The following is a 17,714-nucleotide window of genomic DNA, read 5'->3' on the forward strand; positions in this document are numbered from 1 at the left end:
TAGCGCACCGGGGGGCTTGCGGCAAGGCCCCGGGGGTGGCGCACAATCGTCGGCCGAGGCCACAACCTGCGGAAATGAGGGCACGACGTGCAGTACGTGATCGATCTGCCAGAGGTCGACGAAACGCAGGTCACGGTTGTCGGCGGCAAGGGCGCGCACCTGGGCGGGCTGTCGCGGATCGAAGGCATCCGCGTGCCGGCCGGCTTCTGCGTGACGACGGACGCCTTCCGGCGGATCATGGCGCAGGCGCAGGCGCCGTCGATCGGCGAGCGGCTCGATGAGCTGTCGCGCCTGGACCAGGACGACCGCGAGGCGATCCGCAGGCTCAGCGCACAGATCCGCCGGACCATCGAAGGGATCGTCATCCCTGGCGATCTCGCGGCGGCGATCACCCGCCCGCTCACCCGGCTCGGCGAGCAGGCCGCCTACGCCGTCCGGTCCAGCGCGACGGCGGAGGACCTGCCGACGGCCTCCTTCGCCGGTCAGCAGGACACCTACCTGAACGTCGTGGGGCCGACGGCGATCCTCCGGCACGTCAGCCGGTGCTGGGCCTCGCTGTTCACCGAGCGGGCCGTGACCTACCGCCTGCGCAACGGCATCGACCACCGTACGGTCCACATGGCCGTGGTCGTGCAGCAGATGGTCTTCCCGCAAGCGGCCGGCATCCTGTTCACGGCCGACCCCGTCACGGGCAACCGGAAGGTCGCCACCGTGGACGCCGGCTTCGGCCTCGGCGAGGCCCTGGTCTCCGGCCTGGTGAACCCGGACGTCTACACGGTGCGGGACGGCGAAGTCGTCACCAAGGCGATCGCCGCCAAACAGCGTGCCGTTCACGCCCTGCCGGCCGGCGGCACGCAGGAGGTGGCGATCGACGCGCAGCGGCAGGAGGAGCCGGCGCTGACGGATGCGCAGGTCGTGCGGCTCGTGCAGCTCGGGCGGCGGATCGAAGCGCACTTCGGCCGCCCGCAGGACATCGAATGGTGCCTGGTCGACGACGCCTTCCAGATCGTCCAGAGCCGGCCGATCACGACGCTGTTCCCCATCCCCGAGGCCGGGGACGAGGAGAACCACGTCTACGTCTCCGTCGGCCATCAGCAGATGATGACCGACCCCATGAAGCCCCTGGGGCTGTCCATGTGGCAGCTGACGGCCATGGCGCCGATGCACGCGGCCGGCGGGAGGCTGTTCGTCGACGCCACCCGGCGCCTGGCCTCGCCCGCGAGCCGCGCCGCCCTCCTGGACGTCATGGGGAAGGGCGATCCGCTGGTCAGGGACGCCCTGGAGACCGTCCTCGACCGCGACGACTTCGTCCCGTCGCTCCCGGACGCACCTCCCGGCAAGCCCCCGTTCGGCGCTGCGCCCGCCACGATCGAGACCGATCCGGCCATCGTCACCGAGCTGATCGAGCGCAGCCAGGTGTCCATCGCCGCCCTGGAGCGCGACATCCAGGCGAAGACCGGCCCGGCGCTGTTCGCCTTCCTGCTGGAGGCCTTCGAGGAGCACAAGCGGGTCCTCGGTGATCCGTTGAACATGCAGGCGATCATGGCGGGGATGGAGGCCACCTGGTGGCTCAACGACAAGCTGCAGGAGTGGCTGGGCGAGAAGAACGCGGCTGACACGCTCACGCTGTCCGCCCCCGACAACATCACGTCGGAGATGGGACTGGCGCTGCTCGACGTCGCGGACGTGATCCGCCCGCACGCCGAGGTGGTGGCGTTCCTCCAGGACGTCCAGGACGAGGGCTTCCTGGACGAGCTGCCGAAGCTCGCCGGGGGCACCGAGGCACGCGACGCCATCGAGGGCTACCTCGACCGGTACGGCATGCGCTGCGTCGCCGAGATCGACATCACGAGGCCGCGTTGGCGCGAGCGCCCCACCACGCTCGTGCCCGTGATCCTCGACAACGTCAGGAACTTCGAGCCTGGCGCCGCCCAGCGGCGCTTCGAGGAAGGCCGGAAGAAGGCGCAGGAGAAGGAACGGGACGTGCTGTCGCGCCTGCGGGCCCTGCCGGACGGGGACCGGAAGGCCGACGAGACCAAGCGGATGATCGATCGGGTCCGGACCTTCATCGGGTACCGGGAGTACCCGAAGTACGGCATCGTCAGCCGCTACTTCGTCTACAAGCGGGCCCTGCTGGAGGAGGCCGAACGCCTCGTGCAGGCCGAGGTGCTTCCCGAGAAGGAGGACGTCTTCTTCCTCACCTTCCAGGAACTCCACGACGTCGTGCGCTCGCACCAGGTGGACGCCCGGCTCATCCGGCAGCGCAAGGACGCGTTCCGGTCGTACCACGCGCTCACACCGCCCCGGGTCCTCACGTCGGACGGCGAGGCCCTCACCGGGGCGTACCGGCGCGACGACGTGCCGCCGGGCGCCCTGGTCGGCGTACCGGTCTCCGCCGGGACCATCGAGGGGAGGGCCCGCGTCATCCTCGACATCGCGGAGGCCGAACTCGAGGCGGGCGACATCCTGGTCACGACCTTCACCGACCCCAGCTGGTCGCCGTTGTTCGTCGGCATCGCAGGCCTGGTGACGGAGGTGGGCGGTCTGATGACCCACGGCGCGGTGATCGCCCGGGAGTACGGCTTGCCGGCCGTCGTGGGCGTGGAGCAGGCCACCCGGCTGATCCGGGACGGGCAGCGGATCCGCGTGCACGGAACCGACGGGTACGTCGAGATCCTGCCGTAACGGAGAGGGGGTGCGCCGGGATTCCGGCGCACCCCCTCACGCATCTCGGCGTCACGCGGCGCCGTGCGGGGTCAGGAGCCGGGCGAGCCAGTCGGTGCGGGTCCGGCGGGCCGTGGCCGAGATGCGCGCCTGCGGGTACAGGGCGTCGAAGCCGTGGAAACCGCCTGCCCAGACGTGGAGTTCGGCTTGGCCGCCGGCCGCCCAGATGCGGGTGGCGTAGTCGGTGTCCTCGTCGCGGAAGACTTCGGCGGAGCCGGTGTCGACGTAGGTGGTCGGCAGGCCCCAGAGGTCGTCGGCCAGCGCGGGCGAGACGTACGGGGACACCTCGGCGTCGGTGCGGACACCGAGGACCGCACGCCATCCGAACGCGTTCGTCGGTTCTGTCCCCTCGTGGATACCCCGGGCTTCAGGCCAGGAAGGAAACGAGGCTCCTGTGGAGCAGGGCAGAAGGAGTCAGTTTGCCGTCGGGGAGGACTAGCGTCCACCGGCGACCCGGCCGAAACCCAACACTCACACGGAAGCAGGTAGATTGTGGGCGTGACGCAGAAGGTCACACGGGCGTTCAAGTACCGCCTTTACCCCACGGACGAGCAGGCGGCTGAGCTGTCGCGCACGTTCGGCTGCGTCCGCCTCGTGTACAACAAGGCGCTGGAGGAGCGAACACGGGCTTGGCACGGCGAGCAGCGACGCATCTCCTACCTGCAGTCCTCCTCCGCGCTGACACAGTGGAAGAAGACCGAGGAACTGGCTTTCCTGACGGAGGTGTCCTCCGTCCCGCTCCAACAGGCGCTTCGCCATCTTCAGACAGCGTTCGGGAACTTCTTCGCCAAGCGTGCGAAGTACCCGCGCTACAAGTCGCGGAAGAAGTCGCGCGCGTCGGCCGAGTACACGCGCAGCGCATTCACGTGGCGCGAGGGGCATCTGACTCTGGCCAAGATGGCCGAGCCTCTGGACATTCGCTGGTCGCGTCCGCTGCCTGAGGGCGCGGAGCCGACCACTGTGACGGTGTCCCGCGACGGGGCAGGACGCTGGTTCGTTTCCCTGCTGTGCGAGGACGCCATCGCCCCCGCGCCCGCCACCAGGACGGCGGTCGGCCTGGACGCCGGGATCACGTCCCTGGTGACCCTGTCCACCGGCGAGAAGATCGCCAACCCGAAGCACGAGCGCCGCGACCGCGCACGCCTTGCTCGCGCGCAGCGGGAGCTGTCGCGGAAGGCCAAGGGTTCGGCGAACCGGGAGAAGGCTCGCCGGAGGGTCGCTCGCGTCCACGCGCGGATCGCCGACCGGCGCCGCGACTTCCTGCACAAGCTGTCGACTCGCCTCGTCCGTGAGAACCAAACGGTCGTGATCGAGGACCTCGCCGTCCGCAACCTGCTGAAGAACGGCAAGCTCGCGCGCGCCATCTCCGACGCCTCGTGGACGGAACTGCGCTCCATGCTGGAGTACAAAAGCGCCTGGTACAGGCGCGACCTCGTCGTGATCGACCGCTGGTTCCCCAGCTCGAAGCTGTGCGGGGAATGCGGCGCGGTCCGCGAGAAGCTGCCGCTGAACGTCCGGGAGTGGACGTGCGACTGCGGTGCCGTGCATGACCGCGACGTGAACGCGGCGCGCAACATCCTGGCCGCCGGGCTGGCGGTGTCTGCCTGTGGAGACGGTGTAAGACCTCTACGGGAGTCTTCCCGGACCGGGCGGTCGTCGGTGAAGCAGGAACCCCAGCGGGCAACCGCTTGAATCCCCCGCCTTTAGACGGGGGAGGAAGTCAACTCCCGGGTCCAGACGCCGGGCCCGCCGGAGTACTGGCGACGGCCAGAGATGAGCCTGATCCAGTTCCAGAAGCAGATCCGGCTGCAGGAGGCACGGCTGCTGCTCGCCAACCACCCGGGCGACGTCACCGGAGTCGGCCAACGCGTCGGGTACGACAACCTCTCGCAGTTCAGCCGCGAGTACCACCGCCAGTTCGGCGCTCCCCCGAGCCGGGACGCCCCGCCCGCATGCGGAACACCGCGCAGACCCCGTAGGCGCGCAAGGGAGCGGGGACGAGGGCCTGTTGGGGCCGCCGGTGGGCGGTGCGCCATCGGCGGCCCGGCCTTGCTCGGTACGACCGCTATCGGAGCCGGGGCCTTTCCGTCGCCCGTGCCCACAGTGACGTTTCCGCTCTACTCCTCCGTGGGCGGCCCGCACGCCGCGCGCATCACCAGTATGGGTGATATCCGTTCCTGTCCCCGGATCCAGGGAGCCGGCCGTTCGTCGCGTGAATGGGGTAATCGGCGCCGTGCGCGCGCGATCGCGCGAAACATTCATTGACGCATCACCGCGCGGCCGATGAGACTCCATTTCCGGTAAAGAATGTGCAAGGGGCAACTATGAAGTCGTTCGTGCATAGAGGACAGATCACGAAAGTGGTCTTCGGCAGCGGAACGCGCAAGGGGCTCGCCGACGAGGTCAGGGCGCTGGGGCGCGGCCGGGCCCTCGTGCTGTGCACCCCCGGGCAGACCGACCAGGCCCGGGAGGTGAGCGAGCTCCTCGGCCCGCTCGCCGCCGGGGTGTTCGGCCAGGCGGCCGCGCACACGCCCGTGCCCGTCACCGAGAAGGCGGTCGACGCGGCCCGCGCGGCCGGCGCGGACTGCCTGCTCGCCGTGGGCGGCGGCTCGACCATCGGCCTCGGCAAGGCCGTCGCGCTGCGCACCGGGCTGCCGCAGCTCGCCCTTCCCACCACCTACGCGGGTTCGGAGATGACCCCGATCCTGGGCGAGACCCAGGGTGGTGTGAAGACCACCCGGCGGCTGCCGGAGATCCTGCTCGACACGGTCGTGTACGACGTCGACCTCACCTTGACCCTGCCCCCGCACGTCGCCGCGGTCAGCGGGCTCAACGCCATGGCGCACGCCGTGGAGGCGCTGTACGCCCAGGACGGCGACCCGCTCGCCTTCCTCACCGCCGGTGAGGCCCTGGACGCCCTGGCCACGGCCCTGCCGGCGATCCTTCGGGATCCCGCGGACACCGAGGCGCGCGCCGCCGCGCTGTACGGGGCGTGGCTGGCAGGGACCTGTCTGGGCACCGTCGGCATGGCCCTGCACCACAAGGTGTGCCATGTCCTGGGCGGCTCCTTCGGTCTGCCGCACGCGGAGACCCACGCCGTCGTGCTGCCCCACGTCATCGCGTACAACGCCCCGGCGGCCGAGGCGGCCATGGCCCGGATCGGCCGGGCGCTGCCCGGCGCCGACCTCGATCCCGCGACGGCGGTCTTCGACTTCGCGGGCGACATCGGCGCGCCCCGGGCGCTGCGTGACCTCGGCATGCCCGAGTCGGGCATCGGCGAGGCCGCCGACCTGATCGTCCGGGACGGCTACTGGAACCCGCGCCCGGTACGGCGGGACGCCGTACGCGACCTCCTGCAACGGGCCTGGGCGGGCGAACCGCCCCACCGGGCCGCCGACGACCATTCCTCCGACCCGACGGGAGCCCGTCATGCGTGACCTCACCGATTCCACCATCACCGAGGCCGTCGTCGCCACGGTCCGCGACGCGAAGGACGACCGCCTCGCCGAGATCCTCGAGTGCCTGGTCAGGCATGCGCACGACTTCGTCCGTGAGACCGGTCTGACCGAGCAGGAGTGGGCGCGCGGCGTGGACTTCCTCACGCGTACGGGGCAGAAGTGCACCCCCACGCGGCAGGAGTTCATCCTGCTGTCCGACGTGCTGGGGATCACGATGCTGGTCGACGCGCTCGGCAACCGGCGGGCGGAGGGATCGACGCAGAACAGCGTCCTCGGTCCCTTCTTCCGTGACGACCGCCCGCAGGCGGCCGACGGCGCCGACATCTCCGAGGGGCTGCCGGGCACGCCCTTGTTCTTCGAGGGGGTGGTGACCGACGACCACGGCGCGCCGGTCGCGAACGCCGGGATCGACGTCTGGCACAGCGACGCGGACGGCCACTACGACGTGGACGTCCCCGGCCTGTCCGACCCGGCCATGCGGGCCCTGCTGCGCACCGACGGCGAGGGGCGCTTCCGCTTCCGCTCGATCCGCCCGTCGAGCTACCCCATCCCCGACGACGGTCCGGTGGGCGAGATGATGCGGGCCACCGGCCGGTCCGTGATGCGGCCGGCGCATCTGCACGTCATGATCGCCGCCGAGGGGTTCCAGCGCGTGACCACGATGCTGTTCCCCTCCGACGACCTGTACCTCGACCAGGACCCGGTCTTCGGCGTCAAGCAGTCGCTGGTGACGCAGTACGCGAACCACCCGGCCGGCACCGGTCCGTACGGCACGCGGACCGACCAGCCGTACACCCTGCTCCGTCACACCTTCGTGCTCGAGCCGGGACGGTCGGCTCATGACCCCCGGCCTTCCTGACGGGCGGCGCCCGGCCCTGCCGGACCTGCCGGCGCACGTCGTGCCCCGGCCGCGGGTGACCCGCCGTGTCCTTCAGGCGCTGGCGGGACATCCGGTGCTGGTCGTCGCGGCCTCCGCCGGGTCGGGCAAGACCACCGCGGTGCTCCAGGCGGCACGGGCCCTGCCGGGCCCGGCCGCCTGGATACCCCTGGGCGGCCTCCCCACCGGGGACGGCGCCGGTGAGGTCCTCCGCGGCCGTCTGACGGAGGCCGTGTCCGCCGGCGGCGCGGGGCCGCCCTTGCTCGTGGTCGACGGGCTGGAGCACGTCGCAGGGCGGGCCATGGCCGAGGAGGCGCTCACCGCACTCGTCGTGGAACCGCCGCGGGGGCTCCGGCTGGTGCTCGTCACGCGCACGGAGCCGCCCCAGGGCATCGGAGGGCTCGCAGACGTCCATCGCGTGGCGTTCCTCGACGACACCGACCTCGCCTTCGACGTCTCCGAGGCGGCCCGCGCCCTGCGACCCACCGGGCAGGACGGCCAGGCGCAGTTGCGGGTGCGGGCCACCGGGGGCTGGGTCACCGGGGTCCTGCACGACTGGTGGGCCACGGACCCCGCGGCCGCGGCGGGCAGGCTCGACCTGCTCTCCGCCGACCTGCTGCGGCAACTCACCGAGGACGAGACGGCACTGCTCGTGGCGACCAGCGTGCTGGACGAGGTGACCGCCGAGTCCGCCAACGCGCTGGGGCTGTACGGGACGGACCGGGTCATGGCCTCCCTGCGCCACCGCCGGCTGCCGCTGACCTGGTCCCGCGACGGCACCATGCGGGCGCTGCCACGGTTCCGTCAGTACCTGCGCAAACGCGCCGACGCCATGGAGGAGGGCGCCCGGCGCGAGCTGAGACGCCGGCACGCCGCGTTGCTGGAGACGGCGGGCCGTCACGAGGACGCCGTCACCGAGCTGCTGATGGCCGGGGAGTCGGCGGCGGCCCGGCGCGCCGCAGAACAGGTCCTGCCCGGCATCCTGGAGCGGCTGGACCTGGCCACGGCGGAGAGCTGGCTCGACCGGATGCGGCCGGTGCCCGGGCCGCCCGCCCCGGGGATCGCGTCCGCCGCGCTGCGCGTCGCGTTCGGCCGTGAGCAGTGCTGGCGCGGGCTGCGGCTGGCCGACCACCACGGACGGTCCTGGTGGGGCCGGCTGCCCGACCAGCCCGGCGGCAGCGAGGACCTGACGCTGCTGGTGTGGTGCTTCTGGCACGCGGGCAGGCTCGAAGAGGCCCGGCGGATGCTGCAGGTGATGCCCCCCGGCCGCCACCGCGACATCGCCGCCGCGCTGATGTCGCTGGCGGACGGCGGCCCCCTCACCCCGCTCCCGGACCTGCGGGCCGACGCCGCGGGCCCGGTCGAGGTCATGCTGATGCGGATCGCCTACATGGGCGGACGGCTCGCCGAGCTCCAGGACGATCCCGCCCCGCCCGGTGCCTGGCGCCGGGCGACCGGCGCCCCGTGGACCGTCGCCGCGCTCCGCGCGACCGGCCGCATCTCCCAGGCCGGCGAGATGTACGCGTCCCTCGGGGACGGACCCCGGCCGGTGTGGCTGACCGCCATCGACGACGTGGAGCTGATGGCCGACCTCGGCCGGCGCGAGGAGGCCTGGGCCGCGCTGGCGGCCGGACGCCCGGCCATCGCCGCGACCGGCTCACGCGTGTACGAGATCCTCAGCCTGCTGCTGGAGGCCAAACTGGCGCTGCGGCTCGACCGCGACCTGGCGCGGGCCGCCCGGGCGCTGACCGCGGCCGGACTTCGGGGCAGCGCCCGCTACGCCTTCACCGGGGAACTGTCCGGCACGTGGCGCGGCCTGCAACTGCTCCTGGCGGGCCGGGACCAGGAGGCGGTCCGCCCGCTGGCCGACGCGGTCGCCGCCATGACCGCGGGCGACCGGCTGCTGGAACTGCCGACCGCGGCCGTCTACTTGAGCGAGGCGATGTGGCGGGCCGGTGACGTGGAGGCCGCGGACGCCGCGGCCGACCTGGCCCTGGGGGTGTCCGCCGCCCAGGGCGGCCGTCATCTGCTGCTGCAGGCGCTGGACGACATGCCGGCGGTCGCCGTGCGCAGGGCCGACGCCGAGCCCTCGCACTCCTCACCCTGGCACGAGTTGGTGGCGGCGCGGTCCTCCGGCCCGGCGCTCAGTGCTCCCGTCGCACCGCGTCTGGTCCTCGAGGAGTTTGGGGCGGTCCGGCTGTCCGCGGACGGGCGGGAGGTACAGCCGCGTCTGGCCAAGAGCACCGAACTGCTGGCGTTCCTGCTGGCCAGGCCCGCCGCGACCGCGCGGCGCCCTATCTTGCTGAGCGCCCTGTTCCCCGGCCGGAGCGACGCCGCGGGGCGCAGTTACTTGCGGCAGGCGGTGTACCGGCTGCGGGAGGTGCTGCCGGAAGGGCTGGCGCTCCTGCAGGACGGCGACGTCTACCGGCTGACGCCCGAGGCGTCCGCGACGGGCTCCTCGGGAGCCTTCCGGCGGCTGCTGGCCGAGGCCGGCAGGCAGGACGGCGAGCACCGGCTCCACACCCTCCTGCAGGCACTGCGGACCGCGGGGCGCGGCCCGTACTTCGAGGGCGTGTCCACGCCGTGGCTGGACGCCCGGCGCGAGGAACTGGCGGCCGCGCTCATCCAGGCGCAGGTCGACGCCGGCGCCGTCGCCCTGCGCCTGGGCCGGATCCGTGAGACACGGGAGCTGGCGGGAGCGGCGCTGGAACGTGATCCGTACCGCGAGCAGGCCTGGCGGCTGGCGCTGGCCGGCGCCGAGGCGGCCGGGGACGACGACGAACTCATCGAGCTGTACCGGGGTTACCTGCGGGCCATGGCCGATCTCGGCGTGCGCCCGTCGGAAGAGATGAGACGCCTGGTCGAGCGGCTGCGCCGATGAGCCGTGAACCCCCGGCCACAGTGCGGTTTCCCTCCTATTAACAGGCGGCGGCGCACAGTTCACCACGTCCACCAGGGCTCGGCACACTCCTTCCCGGAGGTCTCCCATGACTGAAACCCTCGACATGACCGTCGCCTTCCGCGCCACGATGGGACGCCTGGCCACCGGGGTCAGCGTCATCACCACCCGGACCGCAAGCGCCCCCGTGGGCATGACGGCCAGTGCGGTCTCCGCACTGTCGCTGGACCCGCTGCAGCTGATCGTGTGCATCGGCAACCACCTGTTCACCCGCACCGCGATCTCCGAGCACGGCCGTTTCGCCGTCAACGTCCTGGGCGAGGACTGCGAGCACCTGGCCCGCACCTTCTCCGCTCCGGTGAAGGACCGCTTCGCGGGCGTGAGCGTCGACGAGGACCACGGCGTGCCGGTGCTCAAGGACGCGATCGCCACGATGGTCTGCGACGTCTCCCAGGCGCTGCCCGGCGGCGACCACACCATCTTCGTCGGCGACGTCCGGCACTTCGAGCACAAGGCGCAGGCCCGTCCGCTGCTGTACTTCGCGGGCGGCTTCGGCGTCCTGAGCTAGGCCCTGTCGTGACAGTCCCCCCGGTGCCCGGTGCCGTGTCGTGCCCGCCGGGCACCGGGGCCCCTACGGCCCGGTGGGAGGCTCCTTGAACCCTCCCCGTGCTGACGCAAGGGGATTCCTGGCTCAGGAAGCCCCGCGGGTCAGCGACCCGCAAGGTCTTACTCCCTCAACACCAGCCGGGACGGAACCCGCCCGGTTGTGTATGCCAAAGCTGAGGTGGCTCGTGCTTGGTTCTCGCAACGCGCCGTCGCGCTGGCCTGGTTCTCGCTCAGCACGACACACGCACTACCCGCCGGCCTTTCGCCCTGGGCGCGATACCTCGTTTCCTGCCCTGCTCCGCAGGGGACCGATGCCTCGCCGGTCCGCAGGACGGGGCATCCTCGGAGGAACCTGGTGAACACCATTGCCGAGTACAAGCTCCACCCGCCCGCGCGGCCACGGCAGTTCGTGCCGCGGCCGCGGCTGCTGCGTCGTCTGGACGCCGCGGTGGAGCCCGTGGTCGTCGTCTCGGCGCCGCCGGGCGCCGGGAAGAGCGTGCTGCTCGCCGACTGGGCCCGTGCCCTCCAGGCCCGTGACGGCCAGGTGGCGTGGCTGGAGCTGGACGCGTACGACAACACCCCGGCGCGGCTGTGGGCCGGGGTCCTCGCTGCGCTGCGCCCGTTCCGGCCGGGGCTGCCCACTCCCCCGCCCGCCGGGGCATGGACGCTGGAGGCCTGGGTCGAGGACCTGCTGCCCCGCATCCTGGCTGCGCCGGCGGGCGGATCGCCGCTCACCCTGGTGCTGGACGGGGTGGAGTGGCTCACCGACCAGGCGGCCCTGCGCTGCCTGGGGGACTTCCTGACCGCGCTTCCCGCGGGCATGCGGGCCGTGCTGGCCACCCGCCACCTCCCCGGGGCGCCGGTGCCGGCGCTGCGCGCCCGGGGGCTCGCCGCCGACCTCGCGGCGGACGAGCTGCGTTTCGCCCCTGACGAGGCGGCCGCCCTGCTGGCGTGCCGCTCCGCCGGCCCGGTGGACGAGCGGAGGGTGCGCGAGCTGTACCACCTGACCGAGGGATGGGCGGCGGGCCTGTGCATGCTGGGGCGCACGCGCGCCGGGGACGCGGCCGGTGCCCGTCCCGGCGGGCCTGCCGTCGACGGCGCCCGCGCGGTCGCCGACTACCTCGGCACCGAGGTCCTGGACCGGCTCACCACCGAGCAGCGCGCCTTCCTGCTGCGCACCAGCGTCCTGGACGAACTGAGCCCGGAGTCCTGTCGTGCCGTCACGGGCAGCGACCGCGCCGGAGTGCTGCTGCGCGACCTCGCGCGGACCGTGCAACTGCTCGTGCCCTCGGGTACGGCTCCGGGGGCCTACCGGCACCACCCGGCGTTGCGCGCACTGCTGGCCGGGGTCCTGGCCACCGAGCAGCCAGGTGGGGCCGCGGCGCTGCACCACGCGGCCGGGCACTGGTACGGCGAGCGGCGTCGGACGACGCCCGCCGTACGGCACTTCGTGGAGGCCGGCGACATCCCGGGCGCGCTGACGGCCGTCCTTCAGGCCTGGGAGGAGACCCTGGCCGCGGGCCGGACCGCGGACGTCGCACGGTGGCTGCGCATGCTGCCGGCCCGCGCGGTCCGCGCCGACGCCCGGCTGTGTGTCGTGGCGGCGATGACGGCGCTGTGCGAGGGCGATCCCGAGGCGGCGGAGCGGTGGCTCGACGTGGCGAAGGCCCGGCCGTGCGGGCCGGGCACCGTGGGGGAAGGGGGAACGGTGGCGCAGGCGGCGGCCGTTGCCCAGGCTCTCGTCCGCTGTCTGCGGGGGGAGAGCGCCGCCCAGGTCCGGCTCGACGGGGCGGATGTCCGCCGTCCCGCCGCGCTGACCGCCTGGCGGGCGCTGGCCTGCGTCGCCCAGGGCACCGCGCTGCTGTGGCAGGGGCGTACGCAGGAGGCGGACGCCCACCTGGCCGAGGCGGTCCGCGACGCGCACGGCGCCCGGCACTCGCTGGTCCTCGTCCGCGCCCTGGGCTCGCGGGCCCTGTGCGCGTATCTGGACGGGAACCGGGAACGGGCGCGCACCTTGGTGGAGCAGGCGCTGGACACGGCCCGTGCCGAGGGTCTGACCGGCCACTTCGCCGCGGCGCCCGCCCATCTGTGCCATGCGGGACTGCTGTTGGAGGACCTCGCCCGTACCGACGCCGCCGAGGCCCTGTCCGGCGCGGCGCGGGCGATGACGGCGACCGTCCACGGCGGCGAGCCGCACTTGTGGGCGCTGGCCGGTGTCGTCGCCTCGGGACTGCCGCGCGGCGTTCGCGGCGCCGTCCCCGTGTCCGTGCCCGACGAGGGCGGTGCCGTTCCTGAGGTGCTGGGCGGTCTGCTCGCGCGCCTTGGCACGGCACGGCCCGGGCCCGCAGCAGCAGGTGCAGGTGCAGTACCGCGAGCGCAGGACCTGTCCCCCGGGGAACGCCGGATCCTGCGCGCCTTGTGCGGTCCGCTGACGCTGCGGGAGATCGCCGCCGAGCTGCACGTGTCCCGCAACACCGTGAAGACCCAGGTCAGTTCCCTGTTCCGGAAGCTCGACGCGCACAGCCGCAGCGGCGCGGTGGCCCGGGCCCGGGAGTGCGGCGTGCTGCATCCCGGGCCCGGCACCTCCTACGAGGCGTCCTGCCGGCGGGCGTAGTCCGCCTGGGCCGTGTACGCGGTGTCCTTCTCCTCCGCGGGACCGTCGATGCCGCACACCTTCCGGGCGAGGTCGGCGATGGGCCCGCTCGGGGACAGCTCGGCGCGCTTCATGGTGAGCGTGCGGATCGCCAGCAGCGGCGTGCCGTTGAAGTTCTCGAAGGTGCTGATGCGGTCGCCCCAGTCGGACAGGAACAGGTCGCGGATCACCCGGCTGATCTTCAGCCGGTCGTGCGGCCTGCCGACCGGGCCGGTCTGCAGTGCCTCCAGCCAGGGCCGCAGCTCCGGGCGCTGCCACTGCCCCTCGGTGGGGAAGATCAGCGAGGCGCGCCCGGCCAGGTCGATCACCTCGTTGACCATGCGGGCGATGTTCTCCAGGTAGTACGCCCTGCCGTAGTCGAACATCAGGACGTTCGGCTTGTACAGGCCGCCCGGGGTGGTGAAGCCCTCGTCCTCGCAGGCGAGCACATGGGCCTTCAGCGTCTGGTGGAACCCGGCGAACTGCGAGATGCGCGCCTGCACCGGGGGCAGTTGGTAGGTGCCGATGTGCTCGGTGATCAGCAGGGTCAGTCCGAGCATCAGCTCGGCGCGCACCATCTGCCGCACGAGCGCCTGGTAGTGCAGCCAGTCGAAGACGCGCTGCGGGTACAGCGCGGCGTGCTGGGGGTTGCCGATGTGGAACACCCGGTCCCAGGGGATCAGCACGTCCTCGAAGAGGATGACGCTGTCGAGCTCGTCGCCCTGCGAGGCGAGCGGGTGCTCGACGTCCTCGCCGTCGCGGACGTTGCTCTCCCGGCAGATGATGGTGACGCCGGGCGCGTTGGGCGGGACCGCGCCGAAGATGACCTGCTCCGGCTGGATGCCCGGGCGGTAGAACACGCCGATGTGGATCCAGTCGCCGAAGGCCGCGCCCGTGCCGATGGCCTTGACGCCCCGCACGGTGATGCCCTCGTCGGAGGTGGCCACGACCTTCAGCGCGGGCGATTCCGCCTGCGCGGACTCCCGGGAACGGTCGGTCTGCGGGTCCACGAACGCCGGCGTCGTGTTGAGGTCGCCGTCCCGCGCCTGCCGCCAGAAGTCGAGGATCCCCGCGGTGAGGTCCCGGCCGTCGGTCCCCACCGCCTGGCTGCTCCAGGGCTCGGGGTCGTCGACGTAGGTCAGCAGGACGTAGTTGTTGACGTCGGGGGTGCGCGGGGTGGCGCCGCCGCCCAGCTCGTGCAGCACGGTCTCGATGTAGCGCCGCTTGCGCTTCAGGTCGTCCTTGCTGCGGTGCTGGAACCACGTCATGGACCGGCGGACCCCGTCCTCGTCCACGAACGTCATGACGTCCTGGAGGTCCGGGCGGTGGTGCAGGTCGTAGAACTCGGCGATCCGCCGGGCGTACGCCCTGGTCTTCGGGTGCGTGGCGACGTTGTCGACGAGCTCGTCACCCACCCACACCTTCCGGCCGTCGTCGAGTGCCGCCAGGTATTCCTTGCCTGTACGCACGTCGTGCTCCTTTCCGGGACACGGGATCTGGACGGAACGCAGCCTGCGCCCCGACGGGGTGAGAGCGCGCCCCGCCGCGGCACATCACCCCGGGTGAAACCGCCGGTCACAGGCCCTCCGGCATTGAGGAGGCCCGGTCCCGTGCGGCACGATTGCGGCATGCACGATGCGGTCTCCCGGACGACGCACTCCCCCCGCCTGAGGGGCCGCGACGACGAGATCGCCGCCCTGCGCGCGGCCCTTGACGGGGTGCTCCGCGGGGAGGGCGCGTGCGTCCTCGTGGAGGGCGCGTCCGGCACCGGCAAGAGCGGACTGCTGACCCGCCTGGGAGAGCTGGCGGGCGCGGCCGGGTTCGACGTCCTGTGGGTACGGGCCGACGAGCTCGACCAGTACGCCCCGCTGGCCGCGCTGCACGCCGCGGTGCACGGCCCCGCCGCCGGCGCCCGCCGGGCCCCCGAGGCCACCGGCGACCAGCGGCTGTGGCTGCTGGACGGCACCACCGACGCCCTGGAGGACCGCGCCCAGCGCGCCCCGGTGGCGGTCCTCGTCGACGACGCGCAATGGGCGGACCCGGCCACCTTGTTCGCCCTGCGGACGCTGCCCGGGCGGCTGGCGGCCTCCCGGGTCCTGTGGGTGATCGCCGTACGTTCCGGCACCGAGCGGTCCGACGTCACCCGGATGAGCCGTACGCTGCGCGACCGGGGGGCGCGCGGGCTGACCCTCGGGCCGCTCCCGCCCGCGGCGCTGCGGCAGCTGGCGGCGGACGTCCTCGGGGCGGCGCCCACCCCCGCCCTGTCCCGGCTGCTGGACGGCAGCGCGGGCAACCCCTTCCTGGCGATCGAACTCCTGCGCTCGCTGCGCGACGCCGACGCCGTCGGCATCCACGGCGGCACCGCGACCCCCCTGACCCAGGAGATGCCCGCCGGATTCCGGCGCAGCGTCCGGGAGCGGCTGGACCGGCTGCCCGAGGACGCACGGCATCTGCTGCAGATCGGCTCGGTGCTGGGCCGCGCGTTCGACCTCGGCGTCGTCGCCCGGATGCTCGGCAGGCCCGTCGGCGGGCTGCTGTCCGCCGTGGACAGCGTCCTGGGCGCACAACTGCTGGTCAGCGCGGGCCGCCGGTTCGCCTTCCGGCACGACCTGATCCGGCAGGCCGTCCACGACGACCTCCCGCTGCCCGTGCGCGTGGCCCTGCACCGGGAGGCCGCCGACGCCCTGCGCGACGGCGGCGGCGACCGGGCGGAGATCGCCTGGCACCTCGTCCTCGCCGGCGGCACCATCGACGACGCGTCCGTGCACACCCTGACCACCGCCGTCCGGGAGCTGTCGCGGACCGTCCCCGGATCCGCCGCCGACCTCGCACGCCAGGCGGCGGACCTGCTGCCGGCCCACGACCCGCGGCGCGTCGAACTGCTCACCCACGCGGCCGAACTGCTCGGCTGGACCCGGCGGGTCAACGAGGCCCTCGAACTGGTCGACGCCACCATCTCCGACGGGCTGCAACCCGCCCAGGAGGCCGCACTCCGGCTGGTCGGCGGCGAGATCCACCAGGCGGCGGGCGACGACGCGGCCGCGATGAGCCATCTGCGGCGGGCCCTGGAGCTGCCCGACCTCCCGCAGGACCTGCGCGTCCGGCTGCTCAAGGCCAAGGCGACCGCCCACATCCACCGCCGCGAGATCGCGGCCGCGGAGGAGACGGACACCGGGCTGGTCGAGGCGGCGTACCGCAGCGCCGACCCGGCCGTCGTCGTCAGCGCCATGGTCTTCCAGTCGCAGACCGCCTTCTACCGCGGCCACCTGGACCGCGCCCTCGAACTCGCCGAGAACGCCTCCGGACGGGCCGCCACGACCGCCGACGGCCTGCGGTTGCGGCCGCCCCGCATCCCGGCCCTGTGGCTGGCCATCGTCATGCTGTCCACCGACCGGCTGGAGGACGCCCCGCGGGTACTGCGCGAGGGCCAGCGCTCCGCCGAATCCCTCGGCCTGGGCTGGTCACTGCCCCACTGGCACGCCTGCCGGGCCATCGCCCTGCTGGAAGGCGGTGCCCTGGACGACGCGGCCGTGGAGGCCGAAGCCTGCCTCACCGTAGCCGCGGAGCTGGAGACGGCCCGCGCGGTGCCCCTGGTCCGCGCCGTCCTGGCCCTGGTCGACACCGCGCGCGGTGACCTCGCCCAGGCCGGTGCGCATCTGCGGGCCGCGACCGCGGCCGCACCCGACGGCACCCCGTACGGCCCGTGGACGGCGCTCGCCCACGCCCGCCTCCTGCAGGCCCAGGGCCATGGCGCGGCGGCGGCCGAGGCACTCGGCGCCTTCTTCCACACGGGTGACCGTACGGCCTGGCTGCTCTGTCTGCCCCCCGGCCATTGGCCGGCCCTGGCGCGTACGGCACTGCGCGGTGGCGACCGGGCGACGGCCGAGGCGGTGGCCACGGTCGTGCGCGCCGTGGCCGAGGAGAACGGCGGTCAGGACGTCGTCCTGGCCGTACGGGACCACATCGACGGGCTCCTTCTCGACGACGCCGCGGCACTGCAGGCAGCCGTCGCAGATCAGCGTCTCGGGGGCCGCCTCCCGGCGTTGGCCGCGGCCCACGAGGACCTGGGCACCCTCCTGGCCGCGAACGGCCGTACCGATGCGGCGGTCGCGTCGCTGGAGGAGGCCGCGCGGCTCGCCGCCGCGACCGGGGCCCTCCACGACAGCGAGCGCGTCCGCCGCCTCCTGCGGGACCTCGGCGTACGCGCCTCCGGTATGACCCGCCGCGCGGCCGCCACCTCCGGCTGGGACAGCCTGACCGAGTCCGAGCTGAAGGTGGTGCCCCTCGTCGCGGAGGGACTCACGAACCGGGCCATCGCCGACCGCCTCTACCTGTCCGTCCACACGGTCAACACCCACCTGAAGCACGTCTTCACCAAGCTCGGCATCAACACCCGCGTGGAACTGACCCGGTTGGCGGTGGAACGGACCGGCGCGGGCGCCGACCGGACCTGACCGCCGCCTGACCGCCGCCTGACCGCGGCCTGATCGCGGCCTCACCGCGCGGGCCGCCAAGATC

General features: G+C 73.2%; 9 protein-coding genes and 2 pseudogenes. 9 read left to right on the forward strand and 2 right to left on the reverse strand.

Annotated features, from left to right (window positions below; genetic code table 11):
• Nucleotides 1-87 precede the first annotated feature (87 nt).
• Nucleotides 88-2,685: a rifamycin-inactivating phosphotransferase gene (rph, locus tag PV410_RS27490; RefSeq protein ID WP_500328332.1), complete on the forward strand. Its 2,598-nt coding sequence runs from the start codon at nt 88-90 to the stop codon at nt 2,683-2,685.
• A gap of 51 nt (nt 2,686-2,736) precedes the next feature.
• On the opposite strand, the pseudogene PV410_RS27495 reads toward rph, so the two are convergent.
• Nucleotides 2,737-3,069 (reverse strand): annotated as a pseudogene (locus tag PV410_RS27495) (alpha/beta hydrolase); the annotation flags it as partial.
• Nucleotides 3,070-3,222: 153 nt separating this feature from the next.
• Here PV410_RS27495 and PV410_RS27500 point away from each other — a divergent pair.
• From PV410_RS27500 to PV410_RS27530, 7 genes and pseudogenes are all read left to right on the forward strand, one after another.
• Nucleotides 3,223-4,416, forward strand: a complete 1,194-nt coding sequence (locus PV410_RS27500) for an RNA-guided endonuclease InsQ/TnpB family protein (protein WP_500328333.1) — start codon at nt 3,223-3,225, stop codon at nt 4,414-4,416.
• An 81-nt stretch (nt 4,417-4,497) separates the two neighbouring features.
• Nucleotides 4,498-4,703, forward strand: a pseudogene (locus tag PV410_RS27505) (helix-turn-helix domain-containing protein); the annotation flags it as partial.
• Nucleotides 4,704-5,048: 345 nt separating this feature from the next.
• Nucleotides 5,049-6,161, forward strand: coding sequence for a maleylacetate reductase (locus tag PV410_RS27510; RefSeq protein ID WP_500328334.1), 1,113 nt, complete (start codon nt 5,049-5,051; stop codon nt 6,159-6,161).
• On the forward strand, nt 6,154-7,041 hold the full coding sequence (locus tag PV410_RS27515; RefSeq protein ID WP_500328335.1) for a dioxygenase family protein: 888 nt from the start codon (nt 6,154-6,156) through the stop codon (nt 7,039-7,041). Before PV410_RS27510 ends, PV410_RS27515 begins: the two co-directional genes overlap by 8 nt.
• Nucleotides 7,022-9,940: an AfsR/SARP family transcriptional regulator gene (locus PV410_RS27520; RefSeq protein WP_500328337.1), complete on the forward strand. Its 2,919-nt coding sequence runs from the start codon at nt 7,022-7,024 to the stop codon at nt 9,938-9,940. Before PV410_RS27515 ends, PV410_RS27520 begins: the two co-directional genes overlap by 20 nt.
• A gap of 106 nt (nt 9,941-10,046) precedes the next feature.
• Nucleotides 10,047-10,526: a flavin reductase family protein gene (locus PV410_RS27525; RefSeq protein ID WP_500328338.1), complete on the forward strand. Its 480-nt coding sequence runs from the start codon at nt 10,047-10,049 to the stop codon at nt 10,524-10,526.
• Between the two features lie 393 nt (nt 10,527-10,919).
• The gene (locus tag PV410_RS27530) at nt 10,920-13,178 is read left to right on the forward strand and encodes a helix-turn-helix transcriptional regulator (RefSeq protein WP_500328339.1); all 2,259 of its coding nucleotides are present in this window, start codon (nt 10,920-10,922) and stop codon (nt 13,176-13,178) included.
• Here the strand turns inward: PV410_RS27530 and PV410_RS27535 are convergent.
• Nucleotides 13,151-14,665, reverse strand: a complete 1,515-nt coding sequence (locus PV410_RS27535) for a 4-hydroxyphenylacetate 3-hydroxylase family protein (RefSeq protein WP_500328340.1) — start codon at nt 14,663-14,665, stop codon at nt 13,151-13,153. The two genes, PV410_RS27530 and PV410_RS27535, sit on opposite strands and share 28 nt — an antisense overlap.
• Nucleotides 14,666-14,824: 159 nt before the next feature.
• Between PV410_RS27535 and PV410_RS27540 the strand changes: the two genes are divergently transcribed.
• Nucleotides 14,825-17,650 (forward strand): helix-turn-helix transcriptional regulator, encoded by a 2,826-nt coding sequence (locus PV410_RS27540; RefSeq protein ID WP_500328342.1) that lies wholly within the window; start codon nt 14,825-14,827, stop codon nt 17,648-17,650.
• Nucleotides 17,651-17,714 lie beyond the last annotated feature (64 nt).

The organism is Streptomyces sp. PA03-5A, from assembly GCF_033792725.1.
Lineage (GTDB): Bacteria > Actinomycetota > Actinomycetes > Streptomycetales > Streptomycetaceae > Actinacidiphila.